This window comes from Helicobacter pylori, assembly GCF_014496485.1.
In the GTDB taxonomy this organism is placed as follows: domain Bacteria; phylum Campylobacterota; class Campylobacteria; order Campylobacterales; family Helicobacteraceae; genus Helicobacter; species Helicobacter pylori_DD.
In genome coordinates, this window is the sequence record NZ_JACTAX010000008.1 from 66,561 (window position 1) to 83,671 (window position 17,111).

Here is a 17,111-nt window from a genome sequence, read left to right on the forward strand (position 1 = left end):
TGTTGCTCCTTTTAAAATTTAACTTTGGGTGTCTTGCTCTTGCTCGCTTTGTTCATCGCCTTGTTGCATTTTCTTAAATAAGGCTCTTTTTTCTTCCATGCTGATTTCACTCAGTGGCTTTTTTAAAATCTCATCAATTTCATTGTGATTTTCTTGCTCTGTGTTTTCATTCTTGTTTTTTTCTTGTGAAGTAGTGGGGTTTTCATTATCTTTCTCGCTTTCTGTTAGATTTGAATTTTCACTCTCTTTTTGTGGTGTAGTGGGTTGCGCAGACTCTTTAAATCTTTTTCTTTCTACTTCTAGATCAATAGGCAAGTTAGCTCTTTTTAAAAGCTCTTTATCTCTAAACCAATAATTAGCTTTAAGTTTTAAAGGGGTCGCTTTAGCTCCTGTAACAATGACAATAACTTCATCTGATTCTATATTCATAATGTCTTGGGCTGTGAGTAAGTTTCTACCCTCATGGCTATAAGAAGAGCTACCTCCAAAGACCAATTGACCTTTTTCGGTAGAATAATTTTTAGATTGTCTTGTAAATTCGCCCACTTCCTTAGAGACAATCTCAGCATCTTCAGCACTATTCATCTTAAAGACAATGTTATAATGCACCACGCCTTTTAAGATTTTCAAATCATCATCGCTATAGTATTTTCTAATCATCGCATAATCTTGCGTGATGAATAAGGGGACAACATTATAAGAGCGACAAAGTGCTGGCATTTCTAACAAGAAAGGCAACTTACCAAATCTAACAAATTCATCAGCAATGATAAAAATACGCTCTTCAGGTTTAGAGCTTTCTTTGACCATAAGGTTTTTAGCAATACTCTCTAAAAAGGCTCTTATTAAAGAAGAAAGTGTGCCTATATCAATTTGAGCGATTACAATGTAAATACTGATATTGCCCGTTCTTAATTCTTCATAATCAAAGCTCATTTTAGAAGTAGCTTCACGCACTTTTGGGTCTTTATAGACATACATAAAACGCTTAAAAGAAGACATAATGCTCCCAAATTCATCATCAGGAGTGTTTGCCCAACTCCTAGCATCTGTCCTTATAATCTCATCTAACGCCCCTTTTGTTCCATAAGGGGGTTCAGGTTCTCTTGGGTCATAGTTTTTTTCATCATTCATATCTATGTATTTTTGGTCAGCCACTTGATTTAAAAAGAGTTTTAAAACATTAGCTTGGGGATTTTTCATGGGGGCGTTAGTTTGTGGGTCTAAGATAACTTCGCCTGTCTTTTTATCGTGTTGGTAAAGTTGCTTGTAATAAGGGCTTTTAGGGTGTATTAAGGGGGCATAATCATTAGCTGGTGCGATAGAGACATCATAAAAAGAGCTATGCCCTTTGGTTACTACTTGTAAAAGAGCAAAAAAGACAAAAAGCTCTTTAGCTTTAGATACCCAATGGTCTTCTTCATCTACAAAAATACCATCGCCTACTGCTTTAACATGCCTTAATTGCTCCGCAAAGGTCATCTTTTCAACAATCCTTTTATCAAAAGGATTGAAATAGCAAGTGTTATCATCACCATAAGGATTAAAAATTAAAATTCTATTGTTTAAGAATTTTTGTCTATAACCTGCGGTCTTATCTCTTAGTTCGCCTTTAATATCAGTGATAATACAGCTATTAGGCAAAGTCAATAAATTTGGCAAAGCCACACATGCAGTTTTTCCAGCACCAGGGGGTGCAACAATCATCGCTCCTAAGGGCTTGTCATAGCACACATTTCTAAGCTTTGGAAAACCAAATTTACCTAGAATAAAGCCATTATCAAATTGCACCCCTAATCTATGCACCACTTTACAAAAGCCCTCTTTGCTAAAAATTTTAAAGCATTCTATATCTTTAACATTAGCCCATCTCGCATAGCCATGCGAAGTTTCTGTGGTTTTTGGGAAATTGATATAAATCGTAGCCACAAAGGGCATTAAAGAGATTAGCATAGTAAGATAGACTTCAAATTTTAAATCAAAGATGCTTGCCCCATGATAAAGCCCTACAAACACGCTTTGAGAAAAGAAATAAGCCTGTCTCAACGACTTTAAGGCATCAAAAGTGTAATAATTTGCCAAGATAAAAAATAAGGGGATAAGTAAAATGCTAAAAAGCACGCAAAAAGCCTTCACAAATTGCATTTTCATGCGTTGTCCTTTTTTGGCTCAGTAGTAGATTGTTTTTCATTAAGAGCGTTGAGAATTTTTGAAATGGCGTTAAATTCTGTTTGGCTTTTTTGTTCTTTGTAAATTTGAAGTAATAATTCCAAAGAGATTTTTTTACACTCTTCTACATTTTTATTAAGTGTATCCATAACCTTAAAAATCTCTTCTAAGAATGCTAAATTCTGCAAATAAAAGGGTTTGTTATACTTAATGGCAATGTTAGTGTTTTTAGTTAATTGATTGAGATTATTACTATTAGCAATGAGTTCTCTATAGACATGCTGATTGATACTAATGACTTTAAACAAGCTTTCATAAAATTCTTTTGTTTTTAGCGTTTCTTTGCTAGAGTCTAGCCCTAATACAAGATTTTCTATACACTGCGTAACACTAAGCTTTTTGACCTTTAAATAGTTTTCTAAAATATCTTTACACTCATTTGAAATAAAGCAATTGATACGCTTACCCAGCTTTCGTTTGTTTTGATATTTTTTCATAGGCTATCTCTTAAATCTTTTGCTGGTAAGATTTCTTGAATGTATCTGGTGTTAGTGGCTTTATCTAATACAATTTGAACGACAATATCCACACTGCTTTTAAAGAATTTTTTTGCTACATTGACATCTAAACCACTTTTATTCATTTGTAAATTTAAAGCAATCGCCTCTATAACCCCATGCACACTATCTGCATGTAAAGTAGAAACCATGCCTTTATGCCCAGTGTTTCCAAATCTTAAAAAGAGCATGGAATTTCGTGTGTCAATCTCGCCTACCATAAGCCTATCAGGAGACATTCTCATTGCCATATTCAAGGCGTTTTCATAGGTAAATTTAGAGCTTTCAGTTTTATCCACTAACAAGGATTTATGATTTTCAAACGCTCTTAAATCTAATTCTTCGCTATCTTCTACACTCACTATTCGTGTGTGTTTAGGGATAAATTCAATCAGAGCGTTTAAAAAACTTGTTTTTCCACTGCCTGTTCCTCCACTAATGAGTAAGTTTTTACCCTCAATCATCAGCTTTTGCAAATACTCATAGTCGTATTGACACACACCAGAAAGCTTGAAAGCTTTTAAATCAAACTTTTTCTCGCTAGGCACTCTAATATTCAAACTCAATTCATTATCCGCACTAATAGCAAAGTGGTTCATGCTCACTCTGTATCTAGAAGTAGGAATGGAAGTATTAAGGGTGGGGTAATTAGCGTTAAAGAACAAATCTCTAAAACTCGCTAATTGTTCCCCAAAACCAAGCATAAAGGCTTTATCTAAATTTTCATCAAAGACTTTTTCTCTAGTTCCATCAAGCTTATAGAGCCAAATTTCTTTTTCTTTATTCATAATCAGCTCTGTAATACCGCTATCTAAATAAGGCAAGAGCCTTAAAATAGCATTTCTTAAAGCCCTATAATCTTTGAGTTTGTTTAAGTCCATCAAATTACTTTCTTTTTAATTCTTCAATCTTTTTACTAAGCGTTTCAATCTTGTTATCCAAGTGCTTAATGCGTCTTTCAAACTCTCTTTGCAAGCTTTCACGCTTATTGATAGCCTTGTCTAATTCATCAGTGCGTCGAACAATTAAATTGGCGTTGTTTTTTAATTCCTTAGCTTTTTGAATATTATTCAATGGCATTTTTTCTACTTCCTTTGGTTCTTGATTTTGCTTATTTGAGATAGGTTCTAACTCGTTTTTTTGTGTGATTTCATCTAACATCATTGGCTCCTTAAAATTAAAATAAATAAGCGTAGTTGAACGCTATGTAGCTAGAATTAGTCGCTTTGGTAAGAAAATTAGAAAACAAGACCTCGCCCTTAAAATTCCCGTTTTGAACGACAATTTTGCTAGGCACAACTGACTGATAGTTAATTGCTCCTCCAAAGCGATAATTCACTTCAAATTGATGATGGTTTAAGTAATAATGTAGTCCAATAGTGGGATAAAAACCATGATTAAAAATATCTTTAGGTTTATTAGTGATAAACTCACTATGGCTGGTTTTTATGGGGTCTATTTTTGCAAAATAATATTGCATACGCCAGCCAAAGCCCACACTTAATCCTAGTGTATGGCGGTTCTTTTTAATGACATTTAAAAAATCAAACAAATACTTCACATCTATGCCAAAATTTAAAGGCGTGTAATTAGCGCTAACTTTAGATTTGTAAATTTTTATGTCTGTGCTTACATCACTAGGTGTGCCTCCATACAAATGGCTTGAGATTTTAATCCCATGCCTTTTACTAGCTCCAAAATAATGCTGATAACCTATTAATAGTCCCATATTAAAATTAGCGTTTTTAGAAGTCTTGCTATAAGTGAGTAAATCATCTGTAGTATTAGAAATAAAGCTTAAACTTTGTTTTAAACTTGTGCCTGTAATAGCAATTTCTGAGCCTAAGAAAAAGCCATTTTTAGTTTGCATAGCTACTAGGTGTTTTTGAGACTTTTTCTGCTCTTTAACTTCTCTTTTAACTTGACTTTGTAACAACTCAGCACTTTGTAAAGGAGCTGATTGTTGCTTTTTAAGGGTATTTTGTGGAGCAATTTTTTGCTCCATTTTGTGTTCTAATTTCTGTTCTTGAGAAATGTCTTCTTGTTTATTTTCATCAGGCATAATGGCTAAAAAGCCCTCATTAGCTTGCAAATAACCAAGAGTAGTTAAAAACAAGGCTTTCTTTAAATTAGTGTTCATTTTTTTCCTTTCTTAATTGTTTGGGACAACCCAATTGTTGTGCGAAGCGCATGAGTAATTAGCATTAGGCGTCTGCGCCCATGAGCAATATTTACCCTTAGTGCTAGATTTCCAAGCATTTCCAGAGCTAAAGTTATAACTCATACAAAGATTGCCATTCCCATTAGGGCGATAATAAGTCGCTTGCCAATTAGTAAATTCTTGTGTGTTAATGAGTTGTTTAACACCATTATTGAGATTAAGCTTTTGGCTTAATACAGTGAGTTCAAAATTTTTGCGATACTCATCGCTTAAATTAGGGGTATTCACATAGATAGTGGATGGAAAGCGTTTGAGTGTTTTTTGAGCTTGTGAGACATAGTAATACTTATAGGTGTCATACACAGCATCACTATCGCCCTCATTTCTAGGGCGGATATATCCAATCGTAGTGCCTTGATTGATAGTCTGATATCGTGTAACCCACTTAGCTAGGGTGCGTAAATTACCTTGAGAATAGCCTGTATAGCTGTGTGTTTTAGTCCAAGACCCCCATCCATCATTACAATAAGAAGTGGTTATCCATTGACTGCTATTTAAAGACATTTCTTGAATTTCAAAAGTGGTATATTGTGGCAAATCATAATTTGAGCCACTAATAGTGTCTAAATCGCCTACATCTTCGCCTTTAACGCTACTTTCTACATTGATTTTGGTATAAGGTTGGATAATTTTAGGCACTTTACCCATATCAGAAGTGTAATCACAGCCTGTTACATTGTAGTATTGGTTAGACACCGTATCAAAGATACGAATTTGAGTGGGGCGATAAGCCTCTAATTTAGCGTTATCAAACTGCCATTGACCGCACGCATAAGTTTGGTAGCTAAATTTTAAAGGACTAACCACATCATGACTGATAAAGACTTTTTCTTTAGTAATGGGGTTAATATAGTATTGATTAATCACTCTTTGAACAGTGCGAGTGCTTGGGTCATTATCGTATTTAACTAATTGTTCTTGCACATTTGCAAAATCAGTGCAAGGTTTAGCTACATGGATTAAGTTATCAAGCCCACGAAATAAAATTTCTGTTTGAAAAAAACTTGCCATGCCACTTCCATAGCCTTTATTAGTGGTGGTATCTAGCTTGCATTTATTGGCATCTTCATACATAGGAAATTCAAATTGCTCCCCATATAAATCCACACAACCCCCAATGTTAATACTTTTGTTTTCTCTGTTGATAAAATAAAATTGTGTTTGCTTAATGGCTTTCATGTTTTCAAAGTCATAGCTGTATTGACAGACATTGTCGTTTCTAAAGGCTTGCATTTTAAAGCAAGAGCCATTTCTATCTACAATATCTAAACTCATCGTATTGCCATTTCTAACAGGAGCTGTGCAAAATTCATTGGTATAATGGCTATCTGCACTAGCAGTGCCTCCATTAGCACTGTTGCTCCCATTAACTCCGCTTGTGCCATTAGTTCCATTACTGCCATTACTTCCATTAGCACCACCACCATTTTGAAGTCCGGGCGAATAAGGGAAAGGGATAAGGCCTCCCCCAATGCCTCCCCCTGAGCTTGTAAAAGGGGTATAACCACTATTAGAACTCCCACTAGAGCCACTACCACTCCCAGCAATTGGGGGGAATGGGTTAGAACCTACGCCTTGATAGCCGTTTGTGCCATTAGTTCCATTACTACCATTACTTCCATTAGCACCACGAGAACCATTAGTGCCACTTGTTCCACTCACACTAGACCCATTAGAGCCAGCGTTATTACTTGTGTCTCCATAACCACTTGCATATCCCATGCCACTTGCCCCACTCCCACTAAAACCTTTGCCATTTTTACTAGAAGTATAAGTGCTTTTATTTATACCTATGGCACTAGACATCTCGCTATCATTCTCGCCGCCTAAGACAATCCTTGTGCCTTTTTTAAGCACTAATTTGCCTTTAATCTCTTTAATAGCGTTTGGAGGGCTTTGTAAGGTCTTATAATCATTACCCTTTTTAATATGAGTTACCATAATAGAGAGATTAGCCCTATTCTTAGAAACCTTGTAATGACCCATAGCAAGAGTGTTCTCTTGTACCTTATTATCCACAACTACCAAAGCTTTAAATTCGCTATTTTTTCTTAAATTCCAATCTTGCATGGTCTGTATCACAAGGGCTTGGCTAGTTGAAAGCGCTAAACATAAACTCATTAAAATTTTAAAAACATTAGATTTCTTCTTCATTGTTAACTTCCTCTTTTGTTTTGATTGGGGGTTTTTTCTCTTTAAAAAACTCCGCTAGAACCTCCCCATCTTTTGGTTTAGGGATAAAAATGTCTAAATTAGGGCTAATAAACACTCTGCTCCCCTCTCTAATGATGATAATGGGGTTTTGCGATCCATATTGTCTTAGCATTTGATTGATGACTTGGTTAATCCCCATGCCTGTGTTTCTAGTGAGTTGCATAAGCAAATAATCCCCAAAAAAAGGGTTGCCATCACCTTTTTTGTTTTGGTTATTAGCTAAGGCTGAAGTAATTCCTATTAAAAGCCCATTAGAAAGCGTGTTAGTGAGTAAGGGGATACCATAGCGTTGAAAATTTCGGCTAATGTATTTGCCTACTAAACCATTATAGCCTTTCACATCAGCCCCTCTTGCATTAGTGAGCATGATATTTATGCCTTGAGGGGTGATAATTCTAGTCCAAGCAATGTTTAAGCGGTATTGTCCGATTTGATTATTGTTGTTGTAATAGCCTATAACCTTAGAGCCTTTAGGGATTAGCACCGCTCGACCCATAGAGGCAAAAATATCGCTCTCTACTTGAGCGGTTACTTTTCCAGCAATTTGAGAGCTAATAGGCGTGATTAAAAAGGCTGGTATCATTCTATCAGCGGTTATAGTTCTTAAGAGCTTATGCTCATTAGTGCCAATGTCTTTATATTTTAAATTAGTAAAACTATCCACGCCATATTCCGTCTCAGGCTTAGTGGCTGATTTAGTTGGTTCTAAAGGTTTAAGGCGTGTGTTTAAAAACTCTAATTGCTCTTTAGTATGTTTTGGTTTAGGCTTTATTTTAGGGGGGCTTTGTAAAACTTGTTGTAAATGCGTAAGAGTGTTATGTTGCTTGTTTAGATTATTGTTAAGATGACTATAATCTGTAATGATAGGATTAGTTGAAACATTAGCAGTAGTTGGAGCTGTAGGTTGTGGCGTGGTTGTTGTTTTGGGGCTTTCTTCTTTTTTAGGTTCTTCTTTGACTTCTTCAAAGAAATAATCACTTAGGGGGAATTTACTCTCGCTTGTTTGAAAGATTTCTTCTTTATTGTTATTGTTTGAGCCTTTATTAGCAAGCAGTCCTAATGCCATTAAAACGCCAAAGCCCCCTATAACTAAGCCTATCTTTTTAAGCAAGGATTTATTCATTTTGCTCTCTTTGCTATCTTTTCTATGCAAAGATAGGCTTTACCAAGCTTTAAATTCCATTGATTTGAAACATCTTCAGCGATTAGATAATCGCCTACCACTCTGCTATTAACAGGATTATCATAGCCATCTACAACCTTATAAACCACAGGGAATTTACTTCTAGCATTAGAGCGGTTGAACTTAAAATAGGTGAATTGCTCATCATTAAAGATTTGAGTGGGTAAATCATCTTTGTATTTAGATTTAACAACCTTTTTGCACATCCATAAGCAATACCATTTGCGTTTTTTCTTGTCTATGATGACATAACCATATTCCATTTTTTTCTTGTTGATATAGATGTGATTGACATTGTCCCCAATCCTAATAAACTTGCCATCATCTTTGATTTGGGCGGAGTAATCCACATACTTCATTTCATCTTGGCTGTGTCTATGCTCTTTAAAAGTTTTAGCGCCATTACTAATCACTTTAAAATTTTCTGAAGCCTTTCTAGAATTAGCTAGAGCGTTACTAACAGGATAACTAGGGGTTTTGAAACGATTCAAAGGAAGGGGAGCATTTGCTATTGCTGTTTTAGTGGTAGTAGGGTTTTTAGATTTTGTAAGTGGGTTTTGCTCTTTAATATTTGGTGATTTTTTAGTTATCTTTTTAGGGACATTATGGCTTGTTTTAATGTCTTTGTTTTGGGTGCTATGAGTGGGTTTATTTTCTTTGTTGATTTCTTTCTTAGTGGTAGTGAAATTTTTAAAATACTCTTTAGAAGAAATATACACCATTAAGGCTGGGTTTTTAGAGCTAGTATATGTGGTTGAAAACATATAAAAGCTATAGACCTTACCGCTTTTTCCAATGATAGTTAAATTGCTATCTACTCCAATTTGCAAAGGCTTAATGAGTAAGATATTGGAAATTAAATGCTCTTTATCTTCGCCAAGCATTTTAGTAGAAAAGCCTATATCATCGCCTAGAACCACTTGTGCGATTGGCTCATCAAAAATAAAAGTGGTTGTCATAGCATATCTTAGGCGAATATTGAAAGTATCGCCTATGGTGTAGTGGATAAAGTGGGTGTTATCTTTGATAGAGCGATTTTTAGCAAAAAAATTGGCTTGGATGGCATTGAAGTTTGTCATAGGTTTTAAAGAATTATCTTCATCGCTATTATCATCGCTTAAAACTTCATCACTCTTTTGAGTTTGTTTGGAGTTTTCTTTATTTGCATAAGGGCTATTAGCGCTAAATGCACTAATAGGCGCATCATTAGGTTTTGGGGTGAGTTTATCATTAACATAATTAGTGGCGTTAGTGATAGTTTGCTTGGTGTTATTAAGAGCGTTATTAGTGAATTGCTTGGCGTTATTTAGCATTGTTTGAGTTTGTGTGTTATTTGGTTGGTTATTTTGTATAGGTGTAGTGGGTTGTGAATAAGGGTTTTGATTTGGCATAGGTGTTTGCATAAAATTAGGCTGTGTGTTGTAGTTAGTGCTAGGTTGTGTTTCTTGGTTAGTCTGGTTATTAAAGGGTTGTAAGGAAACATCGCCTTTTGAATAATCCATAGGCTCATTATAATTTTGAATGTTATTTTCTGCTAATAAGGGAGCTAAGAGCGATAAAGTAAAACTAATTCCCCTAAATGCCCTAATCATTGTTCTCCCTTATTATTAGGCTCGTTAGCTGGGTTGTTTTGAGGGTTAGTTGGTTCAGGTTTTTTGTATTCAATTTTAGAATGGGGTCTTTCTACTTTTTTATAAGTCTTATCTAGGGCTTTAATGCTTGCGATTTCACTCAAGGAATATTTATCTACGATAAAGCCTGTAGGGTTTTTAGGCATAGAACTATAATCAAATTGAATAAGGGGCTTAAAATGATAGACTAAAGACACTCTGTAGCGTTTTTCAGAGATTAAATAGCCTTTATCAAAGACCTTAGCCACAATATCTGCTACAGCGATATTTTGTTGTTTACCTTGCTTATAGATAGAAATATTGATGATTTTAATTTCTCTATCCATATTAGAGTTAGAATAGATACTGCCCTTGCCTGATACTAACTGCTCTAAAATTTTCCACACTTCTTCAGAGCTTTGCTCTCTTATGGTTTCATTCAAGCGGATTTTGTCATCAATATGATTGATAGTTTCTCTAGCTGTAATGTAAGAGCCGACTAGATTTCTTAAAAATGCCTCGCTATAATCTAATTTGGTATCCGCTCTTTGCACCACAGCAAAATGCTTATCGCTATTAGCAAAGTCTATAAAATAAGGCGTGTTTTCTTTTAAGGGCATCATAATAAAAATGGCTATACTTAAAGCAATGATACCTATAAGCCCCCCTATAGCCAATCTATACGCTATTTGAGTGTTCTTTCTTTGGATTTCAAACACGCTAGATAAATCTAACTCATCTTTTTTAAAACTCTCTAATTGCGTGTTTATGCTAGATGTGATACTTTCTTGCAACTTATGCGTAACAATGCGTTTTAACTTAGGCAAAACCCTTTCTTGAATTTTATTCTCCCATTTTTCAAAAGAGATTTTTTCTAACTCTTGGTTTTTAGCAATGCTTGTTTGAATGCTTTTAATGAGCTCTTCTTGATTTTCTTTGGTATCTTGTTCTAAAAACTCTTCTTGTTGGTTTTTTTCTTGTTCTTCTAAAAACATGCTTAAACTCATAAAAAAGCATTTAGCGTATTCTTTAATATTTTCTTTAGTAAAAGAGCCTATTTCAAAGGAATTTTCTAATTCTTTTAAATGCTCTCTAAGTTCTTGCAAATTAGACATGTGTCCCCCTTAAAAAAGAGTTGTTTAAGTCCTTTAACGCACAAGGGGATTTTTTCATTTCTATGAATTTATATGAGCATGCACATAGAAACATAGCCACTATCACAAAAACTAAACGCATGATGTTTTTCATTTAAGCACCTTTTCTAAGTGTTTTTTGTCATCAAAGCTTTCGTATTTGTTATTGACAAAGACTTCTTTCCAAGTAGTAGGGTAATGCTTAATGAGATTTTCAATATGTTCTACCATGCTAGAATTGGAGCTAAAGATTTGTAAGTAATTACCCAAAGAACTAAGGCTCACATCTATAATATTAGATGAGCCATCATTCATGTTTTTGAGTAAGACTTTGTATTCATTAACGGCGGTGTTTTCTAAAAAATGTTTTTCTGTATCGCTTAGTCTAATGCCAAATTTATCGTTTAAATCTTTGGTATCAATATTTCTTTGGGGATACAAAATCAATTGCCCCATATTTTTTATAAAGCTTTGAGCGTTTCTCACTTCGCTTAGTTGGTTAATGTCTTGTAAGGCTAGAACAATCACCCCATTAGCCTTTCTAGCTTGAGTAATGATTTCATTGATTTTTTTATTCATCATTTCATTTTGAGCGTAAGACTTAAACTCATCAATAAAGCATAAAAACCCACGATTGATTTTTAAGGCTCTGTCAATCATCTTATGAAAGACATAGTAGGCTAAAAGCCCAGCGTCATCATCATTATGTAAAATGCTATCGGTATTTATGGTGCTAATACGAGTTTTAAAATCTAGACTATCCATTCGGCTAGAAAATAAGGAAGATTTTAAATAGTCTTCAAAACTACTATCTAAAATGTCTGTATTGGTTTTAACAATGGCATTGACAAACTCTTTTAAATCAAAAGGAAGGGGTAATTCTTGGTTGCTAAATTTGGCTTGTTTGACTTCATCGTTATAATTTCTATATATCGTATCAATAGCATTTAAAAGGGCTGTTCTATCTTCTACTTTATCCTTATGGTCATCATAACTATCCACTTTTGCCATTTGGGCATAAAAATGCAATAAAAAGGCTCTATTAGTTGCACTATCTTCTAATGAAAAAGGGTTAATGTGAAAGTTTTCGCCTTGATTATAAATCCCATCAAAATACTTGGTAAAGGAATACAAACCATTTAGTCTATCAAGAGCTAAAATATCAATGTTAGAATATTTTAAGGCACTCATCATCAAATAGCTAATGAGTGTGGTTTTACCAGCACCTGTTGCTCCTATAATCATCGTATGCCCTACCACTCGTGCAACATTATGGGCTAACACGCCTTTATGTTTGACTTCTTGGTTGTGGAAGTTAAACAAATAAGGGCTATGGTCTAGGTTCTTAAACACAGATAAGGGCATATCCCCCCAAGAATTTGCTCTAAAACCTGTATTATTTTTCTCAAACAAAATCAAAGATGCTATGACTTGGGAAGTTTGATGTCTCATTCTAGGGTTGATATTGGCGTTATTTGGGAAGAATGAAAAATAAGATGGTTTTAGCCCTATAGTTTCTGTAACACTGCCTAGTCCAGCATTATTAAGCAAGGATAAAATCTCTTTTAAAGACTTGTCTAATTTGGCTTTGCTATTAGCTCTTATAACTAAGTTTAAGGCGCACTCTTGCATACTCAAACGATTGGCTTGCACCAATTCTATATAATCATCAATATCATTTTTAACAATTTTAGAAAGCGTGAGTTTTTTCTTGGTTTTTAGAAAATTCAAGCTTTCAAACTGCCCTAATGAACGGATATGAAAGATTAAATCTAATTCAATTTGCGTGTGTAAAAGGGTAGAAATGGGGAGAGAAGAAATTTCTTCACTCTCATAGTTTTTAATACCCACACACGCACAAAAGGTGCTTTGATTTTGAAATTCAATGACAAAGTAATCTTTTTTAAAATGCACATTACTAGCAATATAGCTATCGCTTAGTCGCTTTAATTTAGGATTAAAGGCGATGTATTTGCCATTGATATACTCCGCATAGAAATTCAACACTTCTTTAGAATTTAAGAGAGTGGGTTTAAACTCTCTTAATGCGTTTTTCACTCTTTCTATGGTTTGAATGAGTAAGGCTCTTTTACTTGTGGCGCTAAAGGTTGTCTTTTTTTTGAACTTGTTTTTCTTGTCTTTTTTAGAGCTTGTGTTTAAATGGGTCTCATTGGAGTTATTTTCATTCTCTTTAGAGCTTTCTTCTAATTCTTCATTGATTGAAGTAGTCATTTCTAATTTCTTTTTCTCAAAGAAAGATTTGACATTAGAAGTAATGCTCTCAAACACTAAAAAATATTCTGTTTTATAGATTTCCTTGCTTTCAAATTGTGTGATAATGGCTTTGGCATAAGGGTTGTCAATGTTGGGGCTTTGATTGATAAATTCTTTACGCCTTTTAGCCACAATCCTTAATTGAATGTCCTTACTAATGGTATTGAGAACATTTTGTCTTATATCAAAATAGCCCTCCAAATCTTTTTGCATCAAATTAGAATAACTTAGTCCTTGTAAAGACATAATAGCTACTAAATTTTCTTGTTTGGTAATAATGAAAGTATCATCATACAAGCCTAAAATATTGCACTCCTGTGCCATAGAATAGGTTTTTGGCACAAACCCTGCTAAAAGGTCTATGGCTTTTTCCTTGCAATATTTAAGGGCGCTTTCTAACATTAAGAAGACTTTCTTTTTCTTTTAGGGGTGTTTTTATTGCTTTGATTAGCTAAAACAACTTCTTTATGCAACTCATCTACAATATTTCTAATATTAGTAACAAGAATATAGGCATCTAAATGAGCTTCTTTTTTCATTAACGCATTCACACTTGATTTTAAGCTAGAGATAGCTTGTTTTAAGTTGTAAGAAATGGTTAATGGATTAGGTTTTTCTACTAAGACTTCTTTTTGCATATTTTTTCCTTTTAAGCATAAAATGAATTAGCTTTGGTTTTAATTTTGGAATGAGCGATTAAAATGTCACTTATATCTTCATCAAAGAACTCCGCTATGCTAAAAATTAAGAGAAAGCACACATAAAGCACAAAAGAGTTCAATATATCTAGCCAAGGCATCATAATAAAAGGCACAAATCCTGAGAGTAAAAAACTCTTAGCATTGAGCCAAAAAAATTTTTCTTTGGAGCTGATTTCTTTGAGGTTAGAAACTGAAATACCAACTAATTGCATGGGGACTTCTTTTAAAAAATACTCATAAACCAGTTAGCTAAGGCTGGGGCTTTAAAAAAGATTGCAGCACCAATTGCAATAGCAAGCACGGTCATTAAAATTTCTTTCCATCTATCTAAGTTTTTCCATATAAAAATAGCAAGTCCTAAAAAAATAACCATTAAAATGCCTTTAGCCGTAGGGCTAGTGAGCTGTTGTTCAATGGAATTAAAAAAGGTAGTCATATCCGCTTGTAATAAAAGAGGTGAAAAACCTAAAAAGGCGATAAGCTTTCTAAAATGCCTTAATTTTTCCATGCAATGTTCCTTTCTTTTTTAATCACGCAAAATTTCGCTAACACTTTGTAAGTATTTTGATTGAGCTTAAAATCTAAGTGATAAATAACAAGTTCTTCATCAAACTCTAAATTTTCTTCATTGACAACTTGCGTTAAATGAATGATTTGATTTTTTAAGGCTTGTGTCATTTCATAGGTAATAACCTTTAAAACACCGATTTGTTTGATTTGAGCTAAATTCAAAGGCTCTTTGTCTTTTAGTAGGGCAAACTCACTCTCAAAAGTAAAATGCCCTAAGCTATTTTCTAAATGCTTTTCTAGCAATGAAAAATCTTTATCCCATAAATAACTGCAAGTAAGCTCTGTTTGGCTCTCTAAGGTTTTTGCGATTGTCTCTTGTTCTTTGTTTGAATAAAACTTTTCTAAATGCTCTTTTACATTCAGCAATGTTTCATCAATTTGTATGGACTTCTTGTGTAAGATTAGTTCAATCATTGTTTTCCTTTAGTAAATTTGAAAACTCTTCTCTTGTTAATTCATTCTTAGTTTCAGTTGTTGTTATCCAATAAGCTTGTAGATTTTTTTGTAAAGCTTTTTCAAACAAATCCGCTAAAAACTTTTCTTGTGTTTCGGTATCCATTTGCGAAAAATCAATTTGTAAAATCAGTTTGCTGTTTTTCTTATTGAAACAAGTACTTAAAGTTGTGCTTGGTGTCATTCTTAAGCACTCTCTTGAAAGTAGTTTGAAACTTTGGGTGAGTTGTTAATAGGTTCGCCTACACATTCTTTGTCTTTTAAAGCCTTTAAGAGATTTTTCTTCACAATGGCTGTTTGATAGAAACAAAGATTAGAAGGAATGTCTTTGTTTGTTAAATCCTTGTAGGATAAAGTGTAAGTGGTATTAGGATTAGAAATAGGCGTGAATTTTAAAACAACATTATTAACTCTTTGCATAAGCTCTTGGCTAGGAATATGCATAACACATTCTTTGTTGTTAATTTTTACTCTCTTAATTTCTTTGGCAAACTTTTCTAAGAAACGCATAATCTGTAAGAAAAAAGGCGATGGGATATTGTTCTTTTGATTAGCTCCTATGTAGTTATAGCCCTCTAATTCTCTGTAATCTTTAAGATACACATACAAGTATCTTTGTTTTCCTTTAATGACTTCAATAAAACCTTGCTCTTCTAATATATTGACATTCTTTCTTAGAGTTCTTGCTACAACTTGCAAAAACATTTTGGCGTAATGTCTATCTAGGGCAATCTTATTAGACTTAGCATTAAATGCGAGCTTGTAGAGTATGTCTAATAATCTTTTAGCTCCTTGTCCGCCTACAAAGCTTATAGAACCTTGCTCATGCATAATGCTAGGATTAAAGAGTTTGTAGTCTAAATCTTTTTTAAATTTGAAATAATGCTCATGCGTGTTTTTAGCATAAGCAAGATTTGCCTTATAAAGTGTGTTTAACTCATCTTTATCTAAATTAGGTTTTAATGTCTTTGCCATAGTTTTCAAGTCCCTTTCTATGAGACTTAGAGACAGAAACTAACATTCTAGTAAGAATAAAACTTTCTAAAAAATTGGATTTTAAATCTTATTTTATTACATTAGATTGTATTTTATGATTTTAGATTTTATTTTGCCATCAAACTCGCTTTCTTAAATCTCTAAGAAACTTTGAACAAAACAACCAAACCCCAATAAACCACCAAACAAACAAAACAATGAGTCAATAATGAAATTAAATAAAAAAGCAAGATTAAAAAACATTTCCCTATCCCTGCACCGACCTACTTTCCCACCCTTGCAAAGGGTAACATGTGAGATTTTTAAACTAAGACAACTCTTTCACCTTTGGCTTTTAAGGCTTCTTGCACCTTTTCATACCACCCCATAATGATTTGCGAGGTTTCTGTCCCCGGACTTACGCACTTATTTAAAGTGCCTCTACCCTGTGGGATCGTCTGCCCCTCTTTTGCCCAATCTAAAATCTTAACGGGTCGCCTGTAATGTATCCAATCCACTAAAGGGTATTCTTCTTCGCTAACACATAATGCCCGATCTTTGTGAATGTTATACGCCCCGCCGATGACTTGTGCGAGTGCTACAAGTTGTTGTCCATGCTTGATGGCTACAATGTCATTCACCCGCATCACTTCTAAAAAATCTCTAATTTGTCCTTTGCTCTCTTCCCAATCCGCTAAACCAATGAAGTGGTATTCTTCTAAAATTTGGCACACATCATGCACATCCCATCTTACTTGCAGATGTTGCTGATGGATTTGCATGTGCCAAAATTCTTGAAAAGGAATGCTTGAAACATCTACGACCATAAAAACCTCCTAATTGTTGGTATTCTCTACCCATTTTCTTAATTGCCCATACCTCTCATCTCCAGAAACTGAGAAACTTTAGCGTAAAAAACTAAATAACCCCCAAACAAACAAAACAATGAGTCAATAATGAAATCAGATAAAAAGCAAGACTAAAAAACATTTCCCTATCCCTGCACCGACCTACATTCCCACTCTTGAAAAGAGCAGTATTATCAGCGATG

The 17,111-nt window shown here is 34.2% G+C and carries 18 protein-coding genes; all 18 read right to left on the minus strand.

Features of this window, described 5'->3' with window-relative positions; genetic code table 11:
* Positions 1-18: 18 nt before the first annotated feature.
* On the minus strand, positions 19-2,151 hold the full coding sequence (locus IC572_RS05480) for a type IV secretory system conjugative DNA transfer family protein (RefSeq protein ID WP_187855318.1): 2,133 nt from the start codon (positions 2,149-2,151) through the stop codon (positions 19-21).
* Positions 2,148-2,666: a hypothetical protein gene (locus IC572_RS05485; protein ID WP_000760578.1), complete on the minus strand. Its 519-nt coding sequence runs from the start codon at positions 2,664-2,666 to the stop codon at positions 2,148-2,150. Before IC572_RS05485 ends, IC572_RS05480 begins: the two co-directional genes overlap by 4 nt.
* Positions 2,663-3,607, minus strand: a complete 945-nt coding sequence (locus IC572_RS05490) for an ATPase, T2SS/T4P/T4SS family (RefSeq protein ID WP_187855319.1) — start codon at positions 3,605-3,607, stop codon at positions 2,663-2,665. The genes IC572_RS05485 and IC572_RS05490 overlap by 4 nt, the downstream gene beginning before the upstream one ends.
* Before the next feature lie 4 nt (positions 3,608-3,611).
* Entirely contained in the window at positions 3,612-3,887 is a 276-nt protein-coding gene (locus IC572_RS05495) for a hypothetical protein (RefSeq protein ID WP_000883382.1), read from the minus strand.
* Between the two features lie 16 nt (positions 3,888-3,903).
* Complete coding sequence (locus IC572_RS05500; protein WP_001095486.1) at positions 3,904-4,866, minus strand: hypothetical protein; 963 nt, start codon at positions 4,864-4,866, stop codon at positions 3,904-3,906.
* 12 nt (positions 4,867-4,878) lie between these two features.
* Positions 4,879-7,101, minus strand: a complete 2,223-nt coding sequence (locus IC572_RS05505) for a collagen-like protein (protein ID WP_187855320.1) — start codon at positions 7,099-7,101, stop codon at positions 4,879-4,881.
* A complete protein-coding gene (locus tag IC572_RS05510; RefSeq protein WP_187855321.1) occupies positions 7,085-8,284 on the minus strand; it encodes a DNA type IV secretion system protein ComB10 in 1,200 nt (399 codons plus the stop codon). The genes IC572_RS05505 and IC572_RS05510 overlap by 17 nt, the downstream gene beginning before the upstream one ends.
* Complete coding sequence (locus tag IC572_RS05515; RefSeq protein ID WP_187855322.1) at positions 8,281-9,936, minus strand: TrbG/VirB9 family P-type conjugative transfer protein; 1,656 nt, start codon at positions 9,934-9,936, stop codon at positions 8,281-8,283. Before IC572_RS05515 ends, IC572_RS05510 begins: the two co-directional genes overlap by 4 nt.
* Positions 9,933-11,069, minus strand: a complete 1,137-nt coding sequence (locus IC572_RS05520) for a VirB8/TrbF family protein (RefSeq protein ID WP_187855323.1) — start codon at positions 11,067-11,069, stop codon at positions 9,933-9,935. Before IC572_RS05520 ends, IC572_RS05515 begins: the two co-directional genes overlap by 4 nt.
* Complete coding sequence (locus IC572_RS07800) at positions 11,062-11,202, minus strand: hypothetical protein (RefSeq protein WP_000789929.1); 141 nt, start codon at positions 11,200-11,202, stop codon at positions 11,062-11,064. The genes IC572_RS05520 and IC572_RS07800 overlap by 8 nt, the downstream gene beginning before the upstream one ends.
* The gene (locus IC572_RS05525; protein ID WP_187855324.1) at positions 11,199-13,763 is read right to left on the minus strand and encodes a VirB4 family type IV secretion/conjugal transfer ATPase; all 2,565 of its coding nucleotides are present in this window, start codon (positions 13,761-13,763) and stop codon (positions 11,199-11,201) included. The genes IC572_RS07800 and IC572_RS05525 overlap by 4 nt, the downstream gene beginning before the upstream one ends.
* Positions 13,763-13,999 carry a hypothetical protein gene (locus tag IC572_RS05530; RefSeq protein WP_001168537.1) on the minus strand — a complete coding sequence of 79 codons (237 nt, stop codon included), beginning with the start codon at positions 13,997-13,999 and terminating at the stop codon, positions 13,763-13,765. Before IC572_RS05530 ends, IC572_RS05525 begins: the two co-directional genes overlap by 1 nt.
* Before the next feature lie 11 nt (positions 14,000-14,010).
* The gene (locus IC572_RS05535; protein ID WP_001177710.1) at positions 14,011-14,274 is read right to left on the minus strand and encodes a hypothetical protein; all 264 of its coding nucleotides are present in this window, start codon (positions 14,272-14,274) and stop codon (positions 14,011-14,013) included.
* An 11-nt stretch (positions 14,275-14,285) separates the two neighbouring features.
* Positions 14,286-14,570 (minus strand): TrbC/VirB2 family protein, encoded by a 285-nt coding sequence (locus tag IC572_RS05540; RefSeq protein WP_000413637.1) that lies wholly within the window; start codon positions 14,568-14,570, stop codon positions 14,286-14,288.
* Positions 14,558-15,046, minus strand: coding sequence for a hypothetical protein (locus tag IC572_RS05545; RefSeq protein WP_000571135.1), 489 nt, complete (start codon positions 15,044-15,046; stop codon positions 14,558-14,560). The genes IC572_RS05540 and IC572_RS05545 overlap by 13 nt, the downstream gene beginning before the upstream one ends.
* On the minus strand, positions 15,039-15,269 hold the full coding sequence (locus tag IC572_RS05550; protein ID WP_000189082.1) for a hypothetical protein: 231 nt from the start codon (positions 15,267-15,269) through the stop codon (positions 15,039-15,041). Before IC572_RS05550 ends, IC572_RS05545 begins: the two co-directional genes overlap by 8 nt.
* Before the next feature lie 2 nt (positions 15,270-15,271).
* On the minus strand, positions 15,272-16,060 hold the full coding sequence (locus tag IC572_RS05555; protein WP_187855325.1) for an integrase: 789 nt from the start codon (positions 16,058-16,060) through the stop codon (positions 15,272-15,274).
* Positions 16,061-16,383: 323 nt separating this feature from the next.
* Positions 16,384-16,887, minus strand: coding sequence for a pyruvate kinase (locus IC572_RS05560; protein ID WP_121076199.1), 504 nt, complete (start codon positions 16,885-16,887; stop codon positions 16,384-16,386).
* Positions 16,888-17,111: the final 224 nt, after the last annotated feature.

Bases quoted from the DNA above. Each gene is read 5' to 3' on its own strand.
- IC572_RS05500 (WP_001095486.1), bottom strand. From the start codon at position 4,866: ATGAACACTAATTTAAAGAAAGCCTTGTTTTTAACTACTCTTGGTTAT.
- IC572_RS05530 (WP_001168537.1), bottom strand. From the start codon at position 13,999: ATGCAAAAAGAAGTCTTAGTAGAAAAACCTAATCCATTAACCATTTCT.
- IC572_RS05515 (WP_187855322.1), bottom strand. From the start codon at position 9,936: ATGATTAGGGCATTTAGGGGAATTAGTTTTACTTTATCGCTCTTAGCT.
- IC572_RS07800 (WP_000789929.1), bottom strand. From the start codon at position 11,202: ATGAAAAACATCATGCGTTTAGTTTTTGTGATAGTGGCTATGTTTCTA.
- IC572_RS05540 (WP_000413637.1), bottom strand. From the start codon at position 14,570: ATGGAAAAATTAAGGCATTTTAGAAAGCTTATCGCCTTTTTAGGTTTT.
- IC572_RS05525 (WP_187855324.1), bottom strand. From the start codon at position 13,763: ATGTTAGAAAGCGCCCTTAAATATTGCAAGGAAAAAGCCATAGACCTT.
- IC572_RS05520 (WP_187855323.1), bottom strand. From the start codon at position 11,069: ATGTCTAATTTGCAAGAACTTAGAGAGCATTTAAAAGAATTAGAAAAT.
- IC572_RS05545 (WP_000571135.1), bottom strand. From the start codon at position 15,046: ATGATTGAACTAATCTTACACAAGAAGTCCATACAAATTGATGAAACA.
- IC572_RS05480 (WP_187855318.1), bottom strand. From the start codon at position 2,151: ATGAAAATGCAATTTGTGAAGGCTTTTTGCGTGCTTTTTAGCATTTTA.
- IC572_RS05535 (WP_001177710.1), bottom strand. From the start codon at position 14,274: ATGCAATTAGTTGGTATTTCAGTTTCTAACCTCAAAGAAATCAGCTCC.
- IC572_RS05560 (WP_121076199.1), bottom strand. From the start codon at position 16,887: ATGGTCGTAGATGTTTCAAGCATTCCTTTTCAAGAATTTTGGCACATG.
- IC572_RS05485 (WP_000760578.1), bottom strand. From the start codon at position 2,666: ATGAAAAAATATCAAAACAAACGAAAGCTGGGTAAGCGTATCAATTGC.
- IC572_RS05555 (WP_187855325.1), bottom strand. From the start codon at position 16,060: ATGGCAAAGACATTAAAACCTAATTTAGATAAAGATGAGTTAAACACA.
- IC572_RS05550 (WP_000189082.1), bottom strand. From the start codon at position 15,269: ATGACACCAAGCACAACTTTAAGTACTTGTTTCAATAAGAAAAACAGC.
- IC572_RS05505 (WP_187855320.1), bottom strand. From the start codon at position 7,101: ATGAAGAAGAAATCTAATGTTTTTAAAATTTTAATGAGTTTATGTTTA.
- IC572_RS05495 (WP_000883382.1), bottom strand. From the start codon at position 3,887: ATGTTAGATGAAATCACACAAAAAAACGAGTTAGAACCTATCTCAAAT.
- IC572_RS05490 (WP_187855319.1), bottom strand. From the start codon at position 3,607: ATGGACTTAAACAAACTCAAAGATTATAGGGCTTTAAGAAATGCTATT.
- IC572_RS05510 (WP_187855321.1), bottom strand. From the start codon at position 8,284: ATGAATAAATCCTTGCTTAAAAAGATAGGCTTAGTTATAGGGGGCTTT.